Annotated in this window: 14 protein-coding genes and 4 tRNA genes; 11 read left to right on the top strand and 7 right to left on the bottom strand. The window is 63.5% G+C overall.

Annotated features, from left to right (window positions below; genetic code table 11):
* Positions 1-345: 345 nt before the first annotated feature.
* On the bottom strand, positions 346-1,911 hold the full coding sequence (locus PSOLE_RS15995; protein ID WP_074857927.1) for a methyl-accepting chemotaxis protein: 1,566 nt from the start codon (positions 1,909-1,911) through the stop codon (positions 346-348).
* A gap of 251 nt (positions 1,912-2,162) precedes the next feature.
* Entirely contained in the window at positions 2,163-4,883 is a 2,721-nt protein-coding gene (gene acnA, locus PSOLE_RS15990) for an aconitate hydratase AcnA (protein WP_074857930.1), read from the bottom strand.
* 307 nt (positions 4,884-5,190) lie between these two features.
* On the opposite strand from acnA, the gene rlmM reads away from it, so the two are divergent.
* Positions 5,191-6,246 (top strand): 23S rRNA (cytidine(2498)-2'-O)-methyltransferase RlmM, encoded by a 1,056-nt coding sequence (gene rlmM / locus PSOLE_RS15985; RefSeq protein ID WP_074857932.1) that lies wholly within the window; start codon positions 5,191-5,193, stop codon positions 6,244-6,246.
* 68 nt (positions 6,247-6,314) lie between these two features.
* Positions 6,315-6,566 (top strand): sulfurtransferase TusA, encoded by a 252-nt coding sequence (gene tusA, locus PSOLE_RS15980; RefSeq protein ID WP_003460892.1) that lies wholly within the window; start codon positions 6,315-6,317, stop codon positions 6,564-6,566.
* A gap of 183 nt (positions 6,567-6,749) precedes the next feature.
* On the opposite strand, the gene PSOLE_RS15975 is transcribed toward tusA, so the two are convergent.
* Together PSOLE_RS15975 and PSOLE_RS15970 are read right to left on the bottom strand one after the other, a co-directional pair.
* Positions 6,750-7,808: a DUF3080 domain-containing protein gene (locus PSOLE_RS15975; protein WP_074857934.1), complete on the bottom strand. Its 1,059-nt coding sequence runs from the start codon at positions 7,806-7,808 to the stop codon at positions 6,750-6,752.
* A 39-nt stretch (positions 7,809-7,847) separates the two neighbouring features.
* The gene (locus PSOLE_RS15970) at positions 7,848-9,221 is read right to left on the bottom strand and encodes an MATE family efflux transporter (RefSeq protein WP_074857937.1); all 1,374 of its coding nucleotides are present in this window, start codon (positions 9,219-9,221) and stop codon (positions 7,848-7,850) included.
* A 150-nt stretch (positions 9,222-9,371) separates the two neighbouring features.
* On the opposite strand from PSOLE_RS15970, the gene pdxB reads away from it, so the two are divergent.
* From pdxB to PSOLE_RS15955, 3 genes are all read left to right on the top strand, one after another.
* On the top strand, positions 9,372-10,502 hold the full coding sequence (gene pdxB, locus PSOLE_RS15965) for a 4-phosphoerythronate dehydrogenase PdxB (protein ID WP_074857940.1): 1,131 nt from the start codon (positions 9,372-9,374) through the stop codon (positions 10,500-10,502).
* A gap of 297 nt (positions 10,503-10,799) precedes the next feature.
* Positions 10,800-11,285, top strand: a complete 486-nt coding sequence (locus tag PSOLE_RS15960) for a glutathione peroxidase (RefSeq protein WP_017679255.1) — start codon at positions 10,800-10,802, stop codon at positions 11,283-11,285.
* Positions 11,282-11,740 (top strand): MarR family winged helix-turn-helix transcriptional regulator, encoded by a 459-nt coding sequence (locus PSOLE_RS15955; protein ID WP_074857943.1) that lies wholly within the window; start codon positions 11,282-11,284, stop codon positions 11,738-11,740. Before PSOLE_RS15960 ends, PSOLE_RS15955 begins: the two co-directional genes overlap by 4 nt.
* Here the strand turns inward: PSOLE_RS15955 and PSOLE_RS15950 are convergent.
* Positions 11,730-14,051 carry a response regulator gene (locus PSOLE_RS15950; RefSeq protein WP_074857947.1) on the bottom strand — a complete coding sequence of 774 codons (2,322 nt, stop codon included), beginning with the start codon at positions 14,049-14,051 and terminating at the stop codon, positions 11,730-11,732. The genes PSOLE_RS15955 and PSOLE_RS15950 overlap by 11 nt on opposite strands.
* 110 nt (positions 14,052-14,161) lie before the next feature.
* Between PSOLE_RS15950 and PSOLE_RS15945 the strand changes: the two genes are divergently transcribed.
* Both PSOLE_RS15945 and PSOLE_RS15940 read left to right on the top strand, forming a co-directional pair.
* Positions 14,162-15,052 carry an ATP-binding protein gene (locus tag PSOLE_RS15945; RefSeq protein ID WP_003460900.1) on the top strand — a complete coding sequence of 297 codons (891 nt, stop codon included), beginning with the start codon at positions 14,162-14,164 and terminating at the stop codon, positions 15,050-15,052.
* On the top strand, positions 15,049-15,531 hold the full coding sequence (locus PSOLE_RS15940; RefSeq protein WP_003460901.1) for a GAF domain-containing protein: 483 nt from the start codon (positions 15,049-15,051) through the stop codon (positions 15,529-15,531). The genes PSOLE_RS15945 and PSOLE_RS15940 overlap by 4 nt, the downstream gene beginning before the upstream one ends.
* 124 nt (positions 15,532-15,655) lie before the next feature.
* Here PSOLE_RS15940 and PSOLE_RS15935 read toward each other — a convergent pair whose 3' ends face one another.
* Together PSOLE_RS15935 and PSOLE_RS15930 are read right to left on the bottom strand one after the other, a co-directional pair.
* Positions 15,656-16,318: a glutathione S-transferase family protein gene (locus tag PSOLE_RS15935; RefSeq protein ID WP_017679260.1), complete on the bottom strand. Its 663-nt coding sequence runs from the start codon at positions 16,316-16,318 to the stop codon at positions 15,656-15,658.
* A 54-nt stretch (positions 16,319-16,372) separates the two neighbouring features.
* Positions 16,373-17,116 carry a hypothetical protein gene (locus PSOLE_RS15930; protein ID WP_074857950.1) on the bottom strand — a complete coding sequence of 248 codons (744 nt, stop codon included), beginning with the start codon at positions 17,114-17,116 and terminating at the stop codon, positions 16,373-16,375.
* Between the two features lie 243 nt (positions 17,117-17,359).
* Between PSOLE_RS15930 and PSOLE_RS15925 the strand changes: the two genes are divergently transcribed.
* The 4 genes from PSOLE_RS15925 (at position 17,360) to PSOLE_RS15910 (ending at position 17,747) form a co-directional block, all read left to right on the top strand.
* Positions 17,360-17,435: transfer RNA gene (locus PSOLE_RS15925), tRNA-Glu, on the top strand.
* A gap of 15 nt (positions 17,436-17,450) precedes the next feature.
* Positions 17,451-17,526, top strand: a tRNA-Gly gene (locus tag PSOLE_RS15920).
* 46 nt (positions 17,527-17,572) lie between these two features.
* Positions 17,573-17,648 (top strand) — tRNA-Glu (locus tag PSOLE_RS15915).
* 23 nt (positions 17,649-17,671) lie between these two features.
* Positions 17,672-17,747, top strand: a tRNA-Gly gene (locus PSOLE_RS15910).
* Positions 17,748-17,915 lie beyond the last annotated feature (168 nt).

Here is a 17,915-nt window from a genome sequence, read left to right as displayed (position 1 = left end):
GTTCGTCGTCTACCGAGAGCGCTCCACAGCCACCACCGTTATCGTGTTCAATCACTAGATAGGTTTTGCCGTCCGTGGATGGTTGTAGCGGCCTCTGAGTTCATAAATGGCATCCGTATCCGTGAAGGCAATGCTCACCAGCAAAAACTAGTTAGGAGTCACCGCCACCTGGCTTTTAATGTGTTTGGGGGTTATACACCATGTCAGATAATTGCTGGCAATTGGCAATTACGGTGAAAGCGGGGACGGATGGGAACGGCGTAGGGAAGATCGCGAGCAAGCTCGCTCCTACAAAAAGCAGGGCGGGGAGGGGAGGCGCAGCGGTGAGCCGCTGCGCCTTTTGTTTCAGCGGTTGAAGCGTTCGACCAGGGCGTATTGGCCCTGTGCGGTGTTGGTCAGGGCTTCGCTGAGTTTGGCGGTATCGTTGGCTTCGCCGGCGGTCTGGTCGGCCAGTTGGGCGATGGTGGTGATGTTCTGGTTGATCTCGTCGGCGACGGCGCTTTGCTCTTCCGCCGCTGCGGCGATCTGGTTGGCCATGTCGGCGATATTGGCCACCGAGTCGCTGATGCCGGCCAGCGCCTGATCAGCCTGCAGCACGCGCTCGACGCCTTCGTCGGCCTGCTTGCGGCCGATTTCCATAGTCAGCACGGCCTCTTCGGCAGTGCGCTGCAGTTTGGCGATCAGGGCGTGGATCTGTTCGGTGGACTCGGCGGTGCGTTGCGCCAGCGAGCGCACCTCGTCAGCCACTACAGCGAAGCCGCGGCCCATCTCGCCAGCGCGAGCAGCTTCGATGGCGGCATTGAGGGCGAGCAGGTTGGTCTGGTCGGCGATGCCTTTGATCACGTCGACCACGCCGCCGATTTCGCTGCTGTCCTGGGCCAGGCGGGTCACGGTTTCGCCGGTATCGCCTACCGATTGCGACAGGCGCTGGATAGCTTCGCGGGTTTCCGCGGCGATGGTGCGACCTTCGCTGGTCAGGCGGTTGGCTTCCTGGGTGGCGATGGCGGCGCGGGCGACGTTGCTGGCGACTTCCAGGGTGGTGGCGGCCATTTCGTTGACGGCGGTGGCGACCTGCTCGGTCTCGCTGCGCTGGCGCTCGAGGCCGGCCGAGCTGTTGTGCGCCAGCTTGTCGGCTTCACGCGCTTGCAGGGTCAGTTGTTCGGCTGTGTCCTGCAGGCGGGTGAGGCAGGTTTTCAGGCGCGCTTCCTGGCTGAGCATGGCCATTTCCAGGCGTGCTTCGGCGCCGCGGCTGTCGGTGTACATCTGCGCGATCAGCGGGTCAGAGGTGGTTTGCTCGGCAAGGCGCAGCAGGCGTTTGACGCCGCGCGTCTGCCAGGCGATGCCAGCCAGACCCAGCGGCACGGAGAGCACGGCAGCGAGGATGAAGCCCCAGTTGCTGCCCATCCAGTGGCCGATGAGAAAACCGATCTGACTGACCAGGATGAAGGGCATCCAGGCCTGCACGACGGGCAGCCACTGGTTGCTGGCCGGTACGGCAGACTTGCCGGTGTTGATGCGTCGATACAGCGTCTCGGCACGACGTATCTGTTCGGCGGTCGGCTTGACCCGAACGGACTCGTAGCCCACGACCTGGTTATTTTCGGTGATGGGTGTGACATAGGCGTTGACCCAGTAATGGTCGCCATTCTTGCTGCGGTTCTTGACGATACCCATCCATGGGCGGCCCTTCTTCAGGGTCGTCCACATATGCTCGAACACGGCCGATGGAACGTCCGGGTGGCGCACGATGTTGTGTGGCGCGCGCAGCAGTTCTTCACGACTGAAGCCGCTGATGTCGACGAAGGCGTCGTTGCAGTAGGTGATTTGCCCTTTGAGATCGGTGGTGGATATCAGGCGTTGTTGCGCAGGAAAAGTGCGCTCACGCTGAGTGACCGGCTGGTTGTTACGCATGGCAGGTATCCGTCGTTGTAATGCCCTGTCATCGGCCGACGGACGGCAAAGTTGAGGGGTGAGTGCGTTTTGGCGAGTGTAAACGCTTTTTGTGGCCCGCCGTCCATGGCGGCCACCCTGCGGGCCGTCGCGGAGCGACGTCAAAAATTGCTCCCGGCAATTTTTTGAGTGACGTCACATTTTTGTCACGGCATGAGCCGTCCTTGGCCCGACGGTGAGGCCCTGCCGCGTGGCGCGGCAGGGCAGGTGCATCAGTTGGCGATCATCTGGCGCAGCACGTAGTGCAGGATGCCGCCAACCTTGAAGTACTCGACCTCGTTGAGGGTGTCGATGCGGCACAGCACTTCGACTTCCTCATGCGTGCCGTCTTCACGGGTGATGATCAGCGTCAGGGGCATCTGCGGGCGCAGCTCCACGCCTTCCAGCCCTTCGATGGCCAGCACTTCCTTGCCGGTCAGTTTCAGGCTGGTGCGGTCGGTACCGGGTTTGAACTGCAGCGGCAGCACACCCATGCCCACCAGGTTGGAGCGGTGGATGCGCTCGAAGCTTTCGGCGATCACCGCCTTGACCCCCAGCAGGTTGGTGCCCTTGGCCGCCCAGTCGCGGCTGGAACCGGTGCCGTATTCCTTGCCGGCGATGATCAGCAGCGGTGTGCCTTCGGCCTGGTAGCGCATGGCTGCGTCGTAGATCGCCAGCTTCTCGCCGCTGGGCACGTGCAGGGTGTTGCCGCCTTCCTCGCCGCCGAGCATTTCGTTGCGGATGCGGATGTTGGCGAAGGTGCCGCGCATCATCACTTCATGGTTGCCGCGGCGCGAGCCGTAGGAGTTGAAGTCGGCCTGGGCCACGCCGTTATCGCGCAGATAGCGCCCGGCCGGGCTGTCGGCCTTGATGTTGCCGGCTGGCGAGATGTGGTCGGTGGTCACCGAGTCGCCGAGCAGGGCGAGGATGCGCGCCTGGCGGATATCGGTGATACGTGGCGGATCGCCGGCGATGTCCTCGAAGAACGGCGGATGCTGGATATAAGTGGAGTCACCTTGCCAGGCGTAGGTATCGGACTTGGGCACGGCAATGGCCTGCCATTTCTCGTCGCCGGTGAAGACTTCGGCGTATTCCTTGCGGAACATGGCGGTGTCGACCTGGGCGATGGCCTGGGTGATCTCGGCCTGGGTCGGCCAGATGTCCTTGAGGTAGACCGGTTGGCCGTCCTTGCCGGTGCCGAGGGCGTCACGGGTCATGTCGATGCGCACGCTGCCGGCCAGGGCATAGGCCACCACCAGGGGGGGCGAGGCCAGCCAGTTGGTTTTCACCAGCGGGTGCACGCGGCCCTCGAAGTTGCGGTTGCCGGAGAGCACCGAAGCGACGGTCAGGTCGGCCTGGGTGATGGCTTTCTCGATGGGCTCGCGCAGCGGCCCGGAGTTGCCGATGCAGGTGGTGCAGCCGTAGCCCACCAGGTTGAAGCCGAGCTTCTCCAGGTAGGGCGTCAGGCCGGCAGCATTGAAGTACTCGGTGACCACCTTGGAGCCGGGGGCCAGCGAGCTCTTCACCCAGGGCTGGCGCTGCAGGCCTTTTTCCACGGCTTTCTTGGCCAGTAGGCCGGCGGCCATCATCACGCTGGGGTTGGACGTGTTGGTGCAGGAGGTGATGGCAGCGATCACCACGGCGCCGTCTTTCAGGCGATGGGTATGGCCGTCGTCCTCATAGTCGATTTCGCCGCTCTGCTTGTTGCCGCCTTCGCTGAGCAGGCGACCCTCTTCCTTGGCGCTTGGCTTGAGCTGCAGGCCGAGGAAGTCATCGAAGGCCTGGCTGACCTGGCCCAGCGGGACGCGGTCCTGCGGGCGCTTGGGCCCGGCCAGGCTGGCTTCGACACTGCCCATGTCCAGGCTCAGGCTGCCGCTGAACAGCGGCTCATCGCCTGGCTCGCGCCATAGCCCCTGGGCCTTGCTGTAGGCCTCGACCAGTTGCACGGTGGCCTCCGGGCGGCCGGACAGACGCAGGTAGCCGAGAGTGATCTCGTCCACCGGGAAGAAACCGCAGGTGGCGCCGTATTCCGGGGCCATGTTGGCGATGGTGGCGCGGTCGGCCAGCGGCAGGTCGGCCAGGCCGTCGCCGTAGAACTCGACGAATTTGCCCACCACGCCCTTCTTGCGCAGCATCTGGGTGACGGTCAGCACCAGGTCGGTGGCGGTGATTCCTTCCTTCAGCTTGCCGCTGAGCTTGAAGCCAATCACTTCGGGAATCAGCATCGACACCGGCTGGCCAAGCATGGCCGCTTCCGCCTCGATGCCGCCGACGCCCCAGCCGAGCACGCCGAGGCCGTTAATCATGGTGGTGTGCGAGTCGGTACCGACCAGGGTGTCGGGGTAGGCGAGGGTGACGCCGTCTTCCTCCTTGGTCCATACGGTGCGCGCCAGGTACTCGAGGTTGACCTGGTGGCAGATGCCGGTGCCCGGCGGCACCACGCTGAAGTTGTCGAAGGCGTGTTGGCCCCAACGCAGAAAGGCGTAGCGCTCGCCGTTGCGCTGCATTTCCAGCTCGACGTTGTCGTGGAAGGCGCTGGAGGAGGCGTAGCTGTCGACCATCACCGAGTGGTCGATGACCAGGTCCACCGGCGACAGCGGGTTGATCCGCTGCGGGTCGCCGCCGGCCTTGGCCATGGCGTCGCGCATGGCGGCCAGGTCGACCACCGCCGGCACGCCGGTGAAGTCCTGCATCAGCACGCGCGCCGGGCGGTACTGGATCTCGCGGTCGGAGGTGCGCTGGTCGAGCCAGTCGACCATGGCTTGCAGATCCGGCGGCTGCACGGTCTGGCCGTCTTCGTTGCGCAGCAGGTTTTCCAGCAGCACCTTGAGCGACTTGGGCAAGCGGTCAATGTTGCCGAGGCGCTGGGCGGCCTCGGGCAGGCTGAAGTAGTGGTAGGTGGCGTCGCCGACTTTCAGTTCGCGGCGGCAGTTCAGGCTATCGAGGGAGGGCATTGCACATCTCCTTGGGCCCGCACGGTACGGGCTGTATCTGATGGCGGCAGACCTTCAAGCTAGTTCAGCTTGAGCAGTCTGGCTAGGGTCTGTTGCCGTTTCGACGCGAGCTGTGCGCGAAACGGCAACAGACCCTAGCGCATATCCTTTATCGGTTGCTATGCGCTAGCTGTTCTGGGGGGTGGGCCTCATCGAAACGCGATGGCTGGCGGCTCCCTATCTGTGGGCAGCGCATATGTAGCTGGACAGGTTTAGCGGCTCTGGGTTCCGCTCTCGGGTATCATGCGGGCCTCGAGGAGACCCTTTGATGAATACCCTGTTTCTGCATTGCCGCCCCGGTTTCGAAGGGGAGGTTTGCGGCGAGGTCACCGACCTCGCCGCACGCCTGGATGTAGCGGGCTACTCCAAGACCAAGCCCGGCAGCGCGTGCGCCGAGTTCGTCTGCAGCGAGGCGGCCGATGCCGAGCGGCTGATGCGCAGCGTGCGTTTCAATCAGCTGATCTTCCCGCGGCAATGGGCGCGCGGGGCCTACGTCATCCTGCCGGAAAGTGACCGTATCAGCGTGTTGCTGGAGGCGCTGGCTGATTACCCGGTGTGCGGCAGCCTGTGGTTGGAAGTGGTGGATACCAACGACGGCAAGGAGCTCTCGACCTTCTGCAAGAAGTTCGAGGCGCCGCTGCGCAAGGCCTTGCTCAAGGCCGGCAAACTGGTGGACGACGCCAGGAAGCCGCGTCTGCTGCTGACCTTCAAGAGCGGCCGTGAGGTGTTCGCCGGCATTGCCGAGGCGGACAACCAGGCGATGTGGCCGATGGGCATTCCGCGCTTGAAGTTCCCGCGCGAGGCGCCGAGCCGCTCCACGCTCAAGCTGGAGGAGGCCTGGCACCATTTCATCCCGCGCGAGCAGTGGGATCAGCGCCTGGCGCCGGGCATGACCGCCGTTGACCTGGGCGCTGCGCCAGGCGGCTGGACCTGGCAACTGGTCAATCGGGAAATCCGCGTTACCGCCGTGGACAACGGGCCGATGGCTGAAAGCCTGATGTACTCCGGCTTCGTCGTGCACCAGCGCGCCGATGGCTTCACCTTTCGCCCGCAGCATCCAGTGCACTGGATGGTCTGCGATATCGTCGAGAAACCGGCGCGCACGGCGGCGATGATCGAAACCTGGCTGGGCGAGGGGTTGTGCCGCGAGGCGGTGGTCAACCTCAAGCTGCCGATGAAGCAGCGTTACGCCGAAGTGCGGCGCCTGCTCGATCGCATTGAGTCGGGGCTGGTCGAGCGGGGCCTGAAGGTCAGCATCGGCTGCAAGCAGCTGTATCACGACCGTGAGGAAGTGACCTGCCATCTGCGTCGGCATGGCAAGTGATGATCTGCGTGTAGGTGACCTGAAGGTCAGCTTTGCGCGACAATGCGCGCCTGTTTGTGGAGCCCCTTATGTCCGAAGCCCTGACCCTCAATCACGATGACCTGCTCGACGCCAGCGGCCTGAATTGCCCTGAGCCGGTGATGATGCTGCACAACAAGGTGCGCGACCTGTCGCCGGGCGGCCTGCTCAAGGTGATCGCTACCGATCCGTCGACCCGTCGTGATATTCCCAAGTTCTGCGTGTTTCTTGGCCACGAGCTGCTCGGCCAGGCCGAGGAAGACGGCACCTACCTGTACTGGATTCGCAAGAAGGCCGATTAGCTGCCGGTTGTATGCGGTGTGCCAGATATTCTGGCGGACTGTTCGCTTGGGCTCCTGAGTCCGCCCTACGGCTCTGGATTCGCAAGAAGGCCGATTAGACAGTTATCTCGTAGGGCGGGTGCAACCCGCCAAATAGCGGATGTTGTTGGTCGCGATGGCGGGTTGCACCCGCCCTACGGTTTGCTAGCTTTCGCTGTTCCATCCCGCCTGTCCCGGTGCCAGGCCGCAGCTGTTCAGTAGCGTCTGCCAGGCCTTGACGTGACGCGCCGTGGCGGCGCGGAAATCCTGCCATAACGAATCCTGCTCGCCGGCCAGTCTCTGCAGGTGCTCGCGGGTGGCGGTGGGAATACCGTCGATGCGCTGCAATTGCAGCAGCGCCGCCTGCCACTCCCGGCCGCGTTGGTCGACCTGTGCCAGGTAGGGTTGCAGGCTGCCAGCGTAGAACTTGATGAAGATGTTCTGCAGGATGCGCCCGCGTGGCGTCGCCTGGCCCAGTGGGCAGAGTGGGCGATTGTGCTGGCGTTGCTCCAGCAGTTCGCTGCCAACGTCGAGGGTGTGGCGCAGGCTGGCCAGGCTGGTGATCAACTGGCTGCCCTGTTCGCTGGCATAGAGGGCGAAGAACAGCGGTTCCAGCTGATCGGCACTCGGCGGCAGCTGTGCAGGCAGGGCGGCGCCGATGCTGGCCAGCCGCTGCAATGCGTCCAGCGCGGCGCTGTCTTCCGGCGTGTCCACCGGCAAGGCCTTATCGGCGAAACGCAGGTAGTTCTCGAACTCCGGGCTGCCGTTCAGGGCATTCCAGAATACTGCGGGCAGTTGCTGGCGCTTGTCGTCGGCCAGGCGCTGCAGCGTGTCTTTCAGGCTGGAGCCTTCCTGCAGATGCGGCACGCAGTCATCGATGGCGCGCAGCAGATCGCCTTCATAGCCCAGCCGTTGGCTGGGCATCAGCTGCTTGCCCAGGCTGCTGTTGCGCTGGCTGATCAACTGCTGCAGGTGCGGACAGCGCCGCGCGTCGATCACCAGATCGAGCAGGCCGATGCGCAGTTCGGGGATATCCGAAAGCCGCTCGCGCCGGGCTGGCAGGCGGTACTGACTGATGCTGCGCCTATCCAACGAGCTGACGTTCGGTGCATCGAGCGAGCGCTGCAGGCGTTCGAGGTAATCGCTCTGCAGGGCCAGGCCATCGTTGGCCGGGCCGCAGCCAGAGAGCAGAAGGAAGCAGAGGAGCAGGGCAGGTCGAATCATGCGCTCAGTCTAGAGCTGATTTCCTGCCTATCCAATGACTCAGGCGGCCCGGCGGATGCGCTTGCGCGCGCTGCGCGCCAGGCGCACGGTGAGCATCGCGGCAGCGCAGGTCAGCCCGACCACCAGCCCCTGCCATAGGCCACTGGGGCCGCTGGGTTCGCCGAACAGGTCGGACAGCCCCAGCGCATAACCCACCGGCAGGCCGATGCCCCAATAGGCGAACAGGGTCAGCAACATGGTGATGCGCGTGTCCTGGTAGCCACGCAGCGCGCCTGCGGCGGTCACCTGGATGGCATCGGAGAACTGGAACAGCGCCGAATAGACGATCAGCGTTGCCGCCACGGCGATCACCGTCTTGTCCGGGGTGTAGATCTGCGCGATCTGTTCGCGCAGCAGGAACATCAGGCTGGCCGATACGCAGGCGTAGCCCAGCGCCGCCGCCATGCTTACCCCGGCAGCGAAGCGCGCCTCACGCGGCTGACCACGGCCCAGCGCCTGGCCGACGCGCACGGTGGCGGCCATGGCCAGCGAGTAGGGAATCATGAACACCATGGAGCTGAAGTTGAGCGCGATCTGGTGCCCGGCTACCACAGTGGCGCCGAGGCCGCCGATCAGCAGGGCGATCACCGCGAAGATGCTCGATTCGGCGAACACTGCGATGCCGATTGGCACGCCGATGCTCAGCAGGCGTTTGATCACCGTCCACTGCGGCCATTCGAAGTGGGTAAACAGCGCGCTGCTGCGGTAGTAGGGCGCCCACTTCACCCATGCCAGCATGCCGATCAGCATGAAACCCATCACCAGGGCGGTCGCCCAGCCGCAGCCAACGCCACCCATGGCCGGCAGGCCGAACTTGCCGTAGATGAAGATGTAGTTGGCCGGGATGTTCAGCAGCAGGCCGATAATGCCCAGCACCATGGCCGGGCGCGTATGACCAAGGCCGTCGCTGAAACAGCGCAGCACGTGATACAGCGCCACAGCCGGGAAACCCAGGGCCACAGCGCGCAAATAGCCCATCGCCGGAGTGATCAGCGCCGGGTCGACATTCATGGTGCGCAGGATGAACTCGGCGTTCCACAGCAGCGCCGCAGCACTACCGCCGACGGCCAGCGCCAGCCAGAGTGCCTGGCGCACCAACGGGCCGATGTCGGCCTCTTCGCCTGCGCCGAAGCGCTGGGCCACCTTGGGTGTGGTGGCCAGCAGGATGCCGGTCATCAACAGGAACACCGGCACCCAGATCGAGTTGCCCAACGCCACCGCAGCCAGGTCCTGCGGGCTGACGCGCCCGGCCATCAGCGTATCGACGAAGCCCATGGCGGTGTGCGCCAACTGGGCGATGATGATCGGCGTGGCCAGGATGAGCAGGCTGCGCAGTTCCGTGCGCACGCGGCCAAGGCGGGTGTCGGTGGACATTTCGATTCTTCGGGATAGCAGGAAACCGCGTAGTCTACGCTTTGACGTGTCGGTCAGGAAAGTACGATCTGCCCCTCTGTCTGGCGGCCTGTGGGGCGACGCTGAGGTGTCGGCTGACTTAGAATGGCGACCTGCCCGATGGAGCCTGCCATGCATATCGTCGCCGACGAAAATATTCCCCTGCTCGATGAGTTTTTCTCCGACTTCGGCACCATTCACCGCCTGCCAGGGCGCGCCATCACCGCACAGGACGTGCGCGATGCCGATCTGTTGCTGGTGCGTTCGGTGACCCAGGTGAACCGCGCCTTGCTCGAAGGCAGCCGAGTGCGCTTCGTTGGCACCTGCACTATCGGCACCGACCATCTGGATCTCGATTACTTCGCTGAGGTTGGCATCGTCTGGAGCAGTGCGCCTGGTTGCAACGCCCGTGGCGTGGTGGATTACGTGCTGGGCAGTGTGCTGACTCTGGCCGAGCGCGAGGGCGTCGATCCGGCAGCGCGTGTCTACGGCGTAGTCGGAGCGGGGCAGGTCGGTGGGCGCCTGGTCAATCTGTTGCGTGGTCTCGGTTGGCAGGTGCGGGTGTGTGACCCGCCGCGCCAGGCTGCCGAGGGAGGCGACTTCGACAGCCTGGAGCAGATCATCGACGAATGCGATGTGATCAGCCTGCACACGCCGCTGGATGCTTCGACGCGCCATCTGTTCGATACGACGCGGCTGGCCGCACTCAAACCCGGCACCTGGCTGATCAATGCCAGTCGTGGTGCCGTGGTGGACAACGCTGCGCTGCGCAGCCTGCTGCCACAGCGGCCTGATCTGAAGGTAGTGCTGGACGTCTGGGAAGGCGAGCCGCAGGCCGATGTCGAATTGGCCGCCCTGTGCCAACTGGCGACGCCGCACATTGCCGGCTACAGCCTGGACGGCAAGCTGCGCGGCACGGCGCAGATCTATCAAGCCTGCTGCCGGGCGCTGGGCGTGGCCGAGCAGGTGAGCCTGGCCGATCTGTTGCCGGCGCCCTGGTTGAGCGAGCTGAGCATCGACGGCAGCGCGGACCCGGCCTGGGCCCTGGCCAGCATCTGCCGCGCGGTATACGACCCGCGCCGCGATGATGCCGACTTTCGCCGCAGCCTGGTTGGCGATGCCGATACCCGTCGCGCCGGCTTCGACCGACTGCGCAAGCACTACCCCATGCGCCGCGAAATCGATGGCTTACGCGTACGTATTCAGGGCGATTCAGCGCCGCTGGCCGCTCTGGTACGAGCCCTGGGCGCCACCGTTTCGTAGGGTGGGTTAGCCGCCTGTCACGCTTGCAGAACAGTGTGCTAAGCCCGGTGCGGCGGATGGCCGCCCCGCGATAACCCACCATCGGTGCAACGCGATCCATCGCCCGGTGGGTTACGTGGGGCGGCCATCCGAGCGCGCTGGGTTCATCTGCGTTTGGACGCCCTGCATTCGGCGCCGCTAACCCACTCTACGAGATAGCATGTATTCGCATGCCTTATTTTGCCTTAATTAAATTGCATGCAATTTAATTGCTCGCTACTTTATTCGTCACTTCAAGCCCATTCAGGACGATTCCCCATGAGCAACGCACTTTTCGATATTCCGGTCACCACCATCAAGGGCGAGCAGAAGACTCTGGCCGACTTCGGCGGCAAGGCTGTGCTGGTGGTCAACACCGCCAGCAAATGTGGCTTCACCCCGCAGTACAAAGGGCTGGAAAGCGTCTGGCAGCAATACAAGGACAAAGGGCTGGTAGTGCTCGGTTTCCCCTGCAATCAATTCGGCAAGCAGGAGCCGGGTGACGAGGGCGCGATCTCCGAGTTCTGCGAGCTGAACTTCGGCGTCAGCTTCCCACTGTTCAAGAAGGTCGACGTCAATGGCAGCGATGCTCACCCGCTGTTCGTGCAGTTGAAGAAGCGCGCGCCGGGCCTGCTGGGCAGCCAGGGCATCAAGTGGAACTTCACCAAGTTTCTGATCGGCGAGGACGGCAAGGTGGTCAAGCGCTTCGCTCCGACCACCAAGCCCGAAGAACTGAGCAGCGAGATCGAGGCCCTGCTGAAATGAGTGCTTTCGGCACCGCCGGGCTGCAACTGGACAATCAGCTGTGCTTCAAGCTTTACGCCGCCTCGCGTGCGGTGATCCGCGCCTACAAGCCGATGCTCGATGCCCTCGGTCTGACCTACCCGCAGTACCTGGTGATGCTGGTGCTGTGGGAGTGGCAGGAGCGGGCGCCTGAGCCGCCGACGCTCAAGGCACTCGGGCAACGCCTGCAGCTGGACTCCGGCACCCTGACGCCGCTGCTCAAGCGTCTGGAGCAGCTGGGGCTGGTGCAGCGCCGTCGCGCGCAGACGGATGAGCGCGAGGTGCATCTGGCCCTGAGCGAGGCTGGCAGGGCGCTGCAGGCGCAGGTCCTGCCGCTCAAGGCGCAGTTGCTCTGCCAGTTCGGTGACCAGGATCTGCTGGAAATGGAAAGGCTGCGGCGCAGCCTGGATCGGCTGCTGGCTCGGCTCAGCGATTGACCTCATCGGGCAGCCAGGTGTCGAGCACGACTGCCAGTTCTTCACGGCGGAAGGGTTTGGCCAGGTAATCGTTCATGCCGGCAGCGCGGCAGCGCTCGCGCTCGTCGGACAGTGCATTGGCGGTCAGGGCGACGATGGGCAACTCCAGCCAGCGGCCATTGCTGCGGATGCGTCGGCTGGCTTCGTAGCCATCCATCACCGGCATGTTGCAGTCCATCAGGATCAGATCGATGGGCTCCTGCTCCAGCACCTCCAATGCTTCAGCGCCGTGTGCGGCGACCAGCACCTGGTAGCCGAGCTTGGCCAGCATGCCTTTGGCGACCATCTGGTTGACCGGGTTGTCTTCGACCAGCAGCACGCGCGCTGTGCTTTCTCGCGCAGATCGCGCCTGGGCGCTGTTGTGCAGGTCGCCGTCGTCGCTGTGGAGGATGTGCCGCAGCACCTGTAGCAGGCCATTGCGCGCCAGCGGGCGGGCGATCTGCAGCAGCGGCATGAGACGCTGCGCCTGCTCGTGCGGCAGGAAGTTGCCATAGGCGGTGACCAGCAGTATTGGCGTGCTGATCGCCGGGCGCATACCCAGCAGGCATTCCGGGCAATCACTGATCAGCAGGTCGGCATCCACACCGTGCAGGCTGGCATCGGTATCCAGGCGCTGATAACTCAGGCCCCAGGCTGGCAGCCACTGGCTGAGCATCTGCTGCAGGCCGCTGCTGGCCGGCGTCAGCGCGACGATGCGGCCGTCCAGCACAGGTTGTGAGCCGGCTTGCGCATGGGCGGGTAGCGGCAGTTTGGCGCAGAACTCGCTGCCGAGGCCCTCTTTCGACTGCAGCGTCAGCTTGCCATGCATCGCTTCGCACAGGCGCCGCGTCAGTGCCAGGCCGAGCCCGGTGCCGCCGTACTCACGGGTGATGCCGACTTCGGCCTGGGCGAAGGGCTGGAAGATGCGCGCCTGGGCGTCTTCGGCGATGCCGATGCCGGTATCGCGCACGCGAATGCTGATGCCGTCCTTACAGCAGGCGACGATCAGGTCGACGCGGCCGAAACGGGTGAATTTGAGCGCGTTGGACAGCAGGTTGCTGACGATCTGGCGCACCCGTGTCGGGTCGCCCAGTACCTGGGTCGGCAGTGCCGGGTCGATCAGGCAGGTCAGCTCGACTGCACTGGCGGCGTTCTGTGACAGCAGGCTGGCGGTTTCCTCGGCCAAGGCGCCGAGGTCGAAGGGAATTTCCTCCAGTTCGAGCTGGCCTGCTTCGAATTTGGACAGGTCGAGAATGTCGTTGAGTAGTTCCACCAGCACCTTGCCGGAGTCATGGGCGATACCCAGCTGCTGGCGCTGCTCGGCGCTGAGCGGGCCGTCCAGAGCCAGCGCAAGCATGCCCAGCAGGCCGTTGAGCGGCGTGCGGATCTCGTGGCTCATGTTGGCGAGAAAGGCCGAGCGCGCCTGCGCCATGTTCAGGGCGGTGGTACGCGCCACCTCCAGTTCGCGGTTGGACTGGCTGAGGCGGGCGTTGGTGGCCTTGAGCTCGGCGGTGCGCGCCGAGACGATATTTTCCAGTTCGTTCAGGTACTGGGTCAGGCGGTCTTCGGCGTTACGCCTTTGTTCGATCTCCTGGGCGATGCTCGACAGTTGGCGGTTGGTGACCTCCACCAGGGTACCGATCTCGTCGCGCTCGTGGCCTTTGGGGCAGGGCACGGGGCGGTGCTGCGGGTCTTGCGGGTTACGTTCGCTGAGTGCACGAATCACCCCGGTCAGGGGCTTGGTCAGCATGAAATAGAACAGCACCAGCAGGATCAGTGACAGCAGCAGGCTGCGCGCGAAACCGGTGAGCAGAGTCAGCAGCGAACGTCTGAGAAAGTGACTGCCGAAGGCGTAGGTGTCGACTTCCAGGCGCAGAAAGCCCAAGGCTTCGTTGGGGGCATGGCTGACGTGGAGCGGGTCCTGGAACTGCCGCTGGGCCCCGAACAGGCTGTCGCTGAATACCCGATAACGGCTTTCGCTACGTGGACGGCTGACGCTGGCCAGCACCAGGCCGTTGTTGTCGATCAGTTCGGCGCGGGTCACCGCGGGCGAGCGTAGCAGGCCGAGGACCAGCTCCTGCGCCAGTTCCGCGTCGATGTTGTAGGCGATACGGGCGGCGGGGTTGTGGCTGATTTCCAGCAGCGCGCGAATCTCGCGGTTGATGGAGGCCTCTTCGCTGGCATAATCGACCGCCACCTGGGTGACGCTCAGCAGCGTACCAAGGATAAACGCCACCAGGACGGTCAGGCCGGCCTGTTTGAACGACAGGCGATTGGTGAGCGAAATGTCCATACAGGCGTGCGTGTTCTCTGATCCTTGGGCGCCTGCCAAGCATACCTGATAGCGACCCTGTACCGGCAGAGCCTGCAGCCTGCGGCTCTGCGCAAAAGGAGTAGTAGATCGTGAATTCCCGGTTACTGGATTTTCTTGCCCGCGCCGAGCAGGTGCTGGAGCGCATCGAGCCCCTGCTACCTGCACTACGTCCGGAGGTGGACTGGAGCAAGTGCGTGGCGACACGCTGGGTACGTGATGGTCGCAGTGGCTACCTGCTGCCACTGGATGTCAGTCTCGACCTGTCGCTGAGCGACCTGCTGGGCGTGGACGCCCAGCGCGAGCAACTGGCGCGCAACACCCGTCAGTTCGTCAGCGGCATGCCGGCCAACCATGCCTTGCTCTGGGGCGCACGTGGCACTGGCAAGTCGTCGCTGGTGCGTGCCCTGCTCGCCGAGCACGCCAAAGCCGGCCTGCGCCTGATCGAGATCGAGCGCGATCATCTGGCCGACCTGCCGCGCGTGGTCGAGCTGCTGGCCGGCTTGCCGCAACGCTTCGTGCTGTTCTGCGACGACCTGTCGTTCGAAGCGGGCGAGGGCGACTACCGGGTACTCAAGAGCGTGCTCGACGGCTCGTTGGAGCAGGCACCGGATAATGTGCTGCTGTACGCCACCTCCAATCGCCGCCATCTGGTCCCCGAGCATCAGAGTGACAACGAGAACTGGAAGAGGGTAGACGGCGAGCTGCACCCCAACGAGGCAGTGGAGGACAAGATCGCGCTGTCCGACCGTTTTGGCCTGTGGCTGTCGTTCTATCCCTTCACTCAGGATCACTTCCTGCTCGTCGTGCGCCACTGGGTAGAGGTGCAGGCGCGTCAGGTCGGGCTCGACTGGAGCTGGGACGAGGCGCTGGAGAAAGCCGCCATTCGCTGGGCGCTGGGTCGTGGTAACCGCAATGGCCGCTGCGCCTATCAATTCGCCCGCCACTGGGTCGGGCTGCAACTGCTGGAGCAACAGGCATGATCGATCTTTCACAGACTGGTGGTGATCTCAATGGTTACCCGCTGCTGAGTGCGCAATTGCAGGCATTGCTTAGCGGCGAGCGCGACTTCATCGCCAATGCCGCGCAGTTTTCCGCCTTCCTGTTTCACGAGCTGGCCGATCTGAACTGGGCCGGCTTCTATCTGGCGAAGGATGGCGAGCTGGTGCTCGGCCCGTTCCAGGGCAAGGTGGCCTGCGTGCGCATCGCCTTCGGTCGTGGTGTCTGCGGCGCCGCGGCTGCCAGCCTGCAAACCCAGCGAGTCGAGGATGTGCATGCCTTCCCGGGGCACATTGCCTGCGACAGTGCATCGAACAGTGAGCTGGTGGTGCCTCTGGTGAAGAAGGGGCGCCTGATCGGCGTGCTGGATCTGGACAGTCCGTCGGTGGGGCGGTTCACCGAGGTGGATCAGGCCGGTATCGAAGCGCTGGCAGAGATATTCCTGGCCGCCAGCGACTGCTGAATACGCCTTTGGCGATGCGCGGAGACTCGATCTGCTAGGGCGCCGCGCGCACCGCTGGTTTAAGACGTCGTCGAAGCTGATTTCGCAATCGGTGCGCACGGCGCACCCTGTGAAGCGGGCGTGGTCAGCGCTTGGCGCCGATCTTCTCCAGTGTGCGCAGTTCACGCGGCAGCAGTTGCTGTGTGGATGCGCGGGCCTTGATGCGCTCGTAGTGCGCCAGCAGGTTCGGCCAGCGGCCGGCATCCAGGGTTTCCCCGCCGTGCTCCATGTTGATCAGTTGGCTGGCCAGCGCCAGGTCGGCCATGGACAGTTGTTCGCCAAGGAAGTAGGGCGCGTCACCCAACGTGGCCTCGAAATAGTCGAAGTGGTTGGGCAGCTTGTCCCTGAGCGTCTGCTGCACCTTTTCCTCATCGCATGGCTGACCCATGGTGGCTTTCAGCACGCGGTTGCGAAATACGGTGAAGGTACACAGCGGCGCCAGCTCGTAGTCCGCGTATTTTTCCAGCCAGCGTACCTTGGCGCGTTGCTCCGCACCGTCGCCATATAGCGGCATGTGCTCAGGGTAGCGCTCTTCCAGGTATTGGCAGATGACGCTGGAGTCCGCCAGCTTCAGGTCGCCATCGCGAAAGGCGGGAATCCGGCCTAGCGGATTGAGCTCGCGAAACCAGTCCGGCTGGCCGAAGGGCATGACCACCTCGAGCTCGTAATCCAGGCCCTTTTCGATCAGGCACAGGCAGAGTTTGCGGACGAAGGGAGACAGGGGTGCTCCGTAAACGGTCAGGCTCATTACAGCTCCTATTCGGCGGTCAACGTGGTTGACTGAGTGAAGGCGGTCGTCTGCTCAGTCGTAGATGTTCTTCTTCTTCCAGTCGTCTTCCAGGTCCTTCAGACCTTCGGTCAACTGGCTGGGTTCATCCGCGTTGGGTACGTTGTTGTTGAGCACCAAGGCATTGGCGCGCGCCAATTGCTCTTCGAAACGCTTGAGCTGCGTCTGGTAAGGGGTCGGGTCAGGTTGCTTGCGCAGGTATTGCACGCCGCGTTCGAAGGCCAGGCGGGCCTGGCCGGGTTGATTCTGCTGCATGGCCGTCTGGCCCAGGGTGCTGAAGAACTCGATATGCACCAGTACCAGCATCTGACGAATCTGCTTGAGCCAATGCTTGCCATCGCCCGCGGGTAGCAGGCCGCCCTGTACCGAACCGGTGATCAGGGCATGCAGATTTTCCAGCAGGAAACGCACGTCCTTGGCCTTGGCTTCGTTGGCGATGGGCTGCGGCGGGTTCTTCACGGCAATGGATTCGCCTTGAGCGACCTGGGCCTTGAGCGTGTCGATATCGGTCTTCAGTTTGGTGTTCTGCTTGTCCAGCGGCAGCAGGCGTTCGCTGACTTGCAGCTGCAACTGGCTCAGCAGTAGCTTCAGCTGCGGTGTCATAAGCTGCCCAGGCATGCGTTCGGAGATATCCTGGCAGCGACGAATGCGGTCGAGCAGATCAGCGCGCTGGCGCGCTTTCTCCAGCTTGCTGTTCTCGACGGCGTGGTTGATGTAGGCAATCACCATCAGCAGGGCGATGCCGCCGACGATCAGCATGGTTATCACGAGTGCGGACACTGCTTGGGACCTCTCGAGAATCGACTTTTCGACCGAGTGTAGTGGCTTGGCTGCATGGCTCCTAGTGGCATATCGATTTATGGGCTGAAGTCTTTGATTTTAAAAATTTTTTAGAGAGAGGTTGACGACCCTCGAAAGGCTCCATAGAATGCGCGCCACTTCCAGAGCAATGCTAGAAACAGAGCGAAGGAAGCCGGAAAGTTGCTTGATGTTCCGGGGTGTGTCCCCTTCGTCTAGTGGCCTAGGACACCGCCCTTTCACGGCGGTAACAGGGGTTCGAGTCCCCTAGGGGACGCCACTTCTAAGCTGTAATGCGGGAATAGCTCAGTTGGTAGAGCACGACCTTGCCAAGGTCGGGGTCGCGAGTTCGAGTCTCGTTTCCCGCTCCAAAATTTGGAAATGCTGCTTCGGCAGGATTTCAAACGAAGTTCCAAGGTCCCCTTCGTCTAGTGGCCTAGGACACCGCCCTTTCACGGCGGTAACAGGGGTTCGAGTCCCCTAGGGGACGCCATTTTTGTTGTACCAAGTTGTATTGCGGGAATAGCTCAGTTGGTAGAGCACGACCTTGCCAAGGTCGGGGTCGCGAGTTCGAGTCTCGTTTCCCGCTCCAAATAAATGAAAACGCCGCTCAATCGAGCGGCGTTTTCGTTGTGCGCCAGGCATGGCGCGTAGCGCCGTGACTGGCGCTGTTCGGTTCACTGTGGTGGTGGACTGGACGACTTGGAGGTGAAAGTCCTCTACACACCCGGCAAGGGGAAGTGTTAGCCAGAGGCAAGGG

It is taken from the genome of Pseudomonas oleovorans subsp. oleovorans (genome assembly GCF_002197815.1).
GTDB lineage: Bacteria > Pseudomonadota > Gammaproteobacteria > Pseudomonadales > Pseudomonadaceae > Aquipseudomonas > Aquipseudomonas oleovorans.
This window is presented reverse-complemented; position numbering and strand designations above follow the sequence as displayed.

Excerpts from the sequence above, each read along its gene's own strand:
- PSOLE_RS15995 (WP_074857927.1), bottom strand. The coding sequence starts at position 1,911 with ATGCGTAACAACCAGCCGGTCACTCAGCGTGAGCGCACTTTTCCTGCG.
- acnA (WP_074857930.1), bottom strand. The coding sequence starts at position 4,883 with ATGCCCTCCCTCGATAGCCTGAACTGCCGCCGCGAACTGAAAGTCGGC.
- rlmM (WP_074857932.1), top strand. The coding sequence starts at position 5,191 with ATGAATACCCTGTTTCTGCATTGCCGCCCCGGTTTCGAAGGGGAGGTT.
- tusA (WP_003460892.1), top strand. The coding sequence starts at position 6,315 with ATGTCCGAAGCCCTGACCCTCAATCACGATGACCTGCTCGACGCCAGC.
- PSOLE_RS15975 (WP_074857934.1), bottom strand. The coding sequence starts at position 7,808 with ATGATTCGACCTGCCCTGCTCCTCTGCTTCCTTCTGCTCTCTGGCTGC.
- PSOLE_RS15970 (WP_074857937.1), bottom strand. The coding sequence starts at position 9,221 with ATGTCCACCGACACCCGCCTTGGCCGCGTGCGCACGGAACTGCGCAGC.
- pdxB (WP_074857940.1), top strand. The coding sequence starts at position 9,372 with ATGCATATCGTCGCCGACGAAAATATTCCCCTGCTCGATGAGTTTTTC.
- PSOLE_RS15960 (WP_017679255.1), top strand. The coding sequence starts at position 10,800 with ATGAGCAACGCACTTTTCGATATTCCGGTCACCACCATCAAGGGCGAG.
- PSOLE_RS15955 (WP_074857943.1), top strand. The coding sequence starts at position 11,282 with ATGAGTGCTTTCGGCACCGCCGGGCTGCAACTGGACAATCAGCTGTGC.
- PSOLE_RS15950 (WP_074857947.1), bottom strand. The coding sequence starts at position 14,051 with ATGGACATTTCGCTCACCAATCGCCTGTCGTTCAAACAGGCCGGCCTG.
- PSOLE_RS15940 (WP_003460901.1), top strand. The coding sequence starts at position 15,049 with ATGATCGATCTTTCACAGACTGGTGGTGATCTCAATGGTTACCCGCTG.
- PSOLE_RS15935 (WP_017679260.1), bottom strand. The coding sequence starts at position 16,318 with ATGAGCCTGACCGTTTACGGAGCACCCCTGTCTCCCTTCGTCCGCAAA.
- PSOLE_RS15930 (WP_074857950.1), bottom strand. The coding sequence starts at position 17,116 with ATGCTGATCGTCGGCGGCATCGCCCTGCTGATGGTGATTGCCTACATC.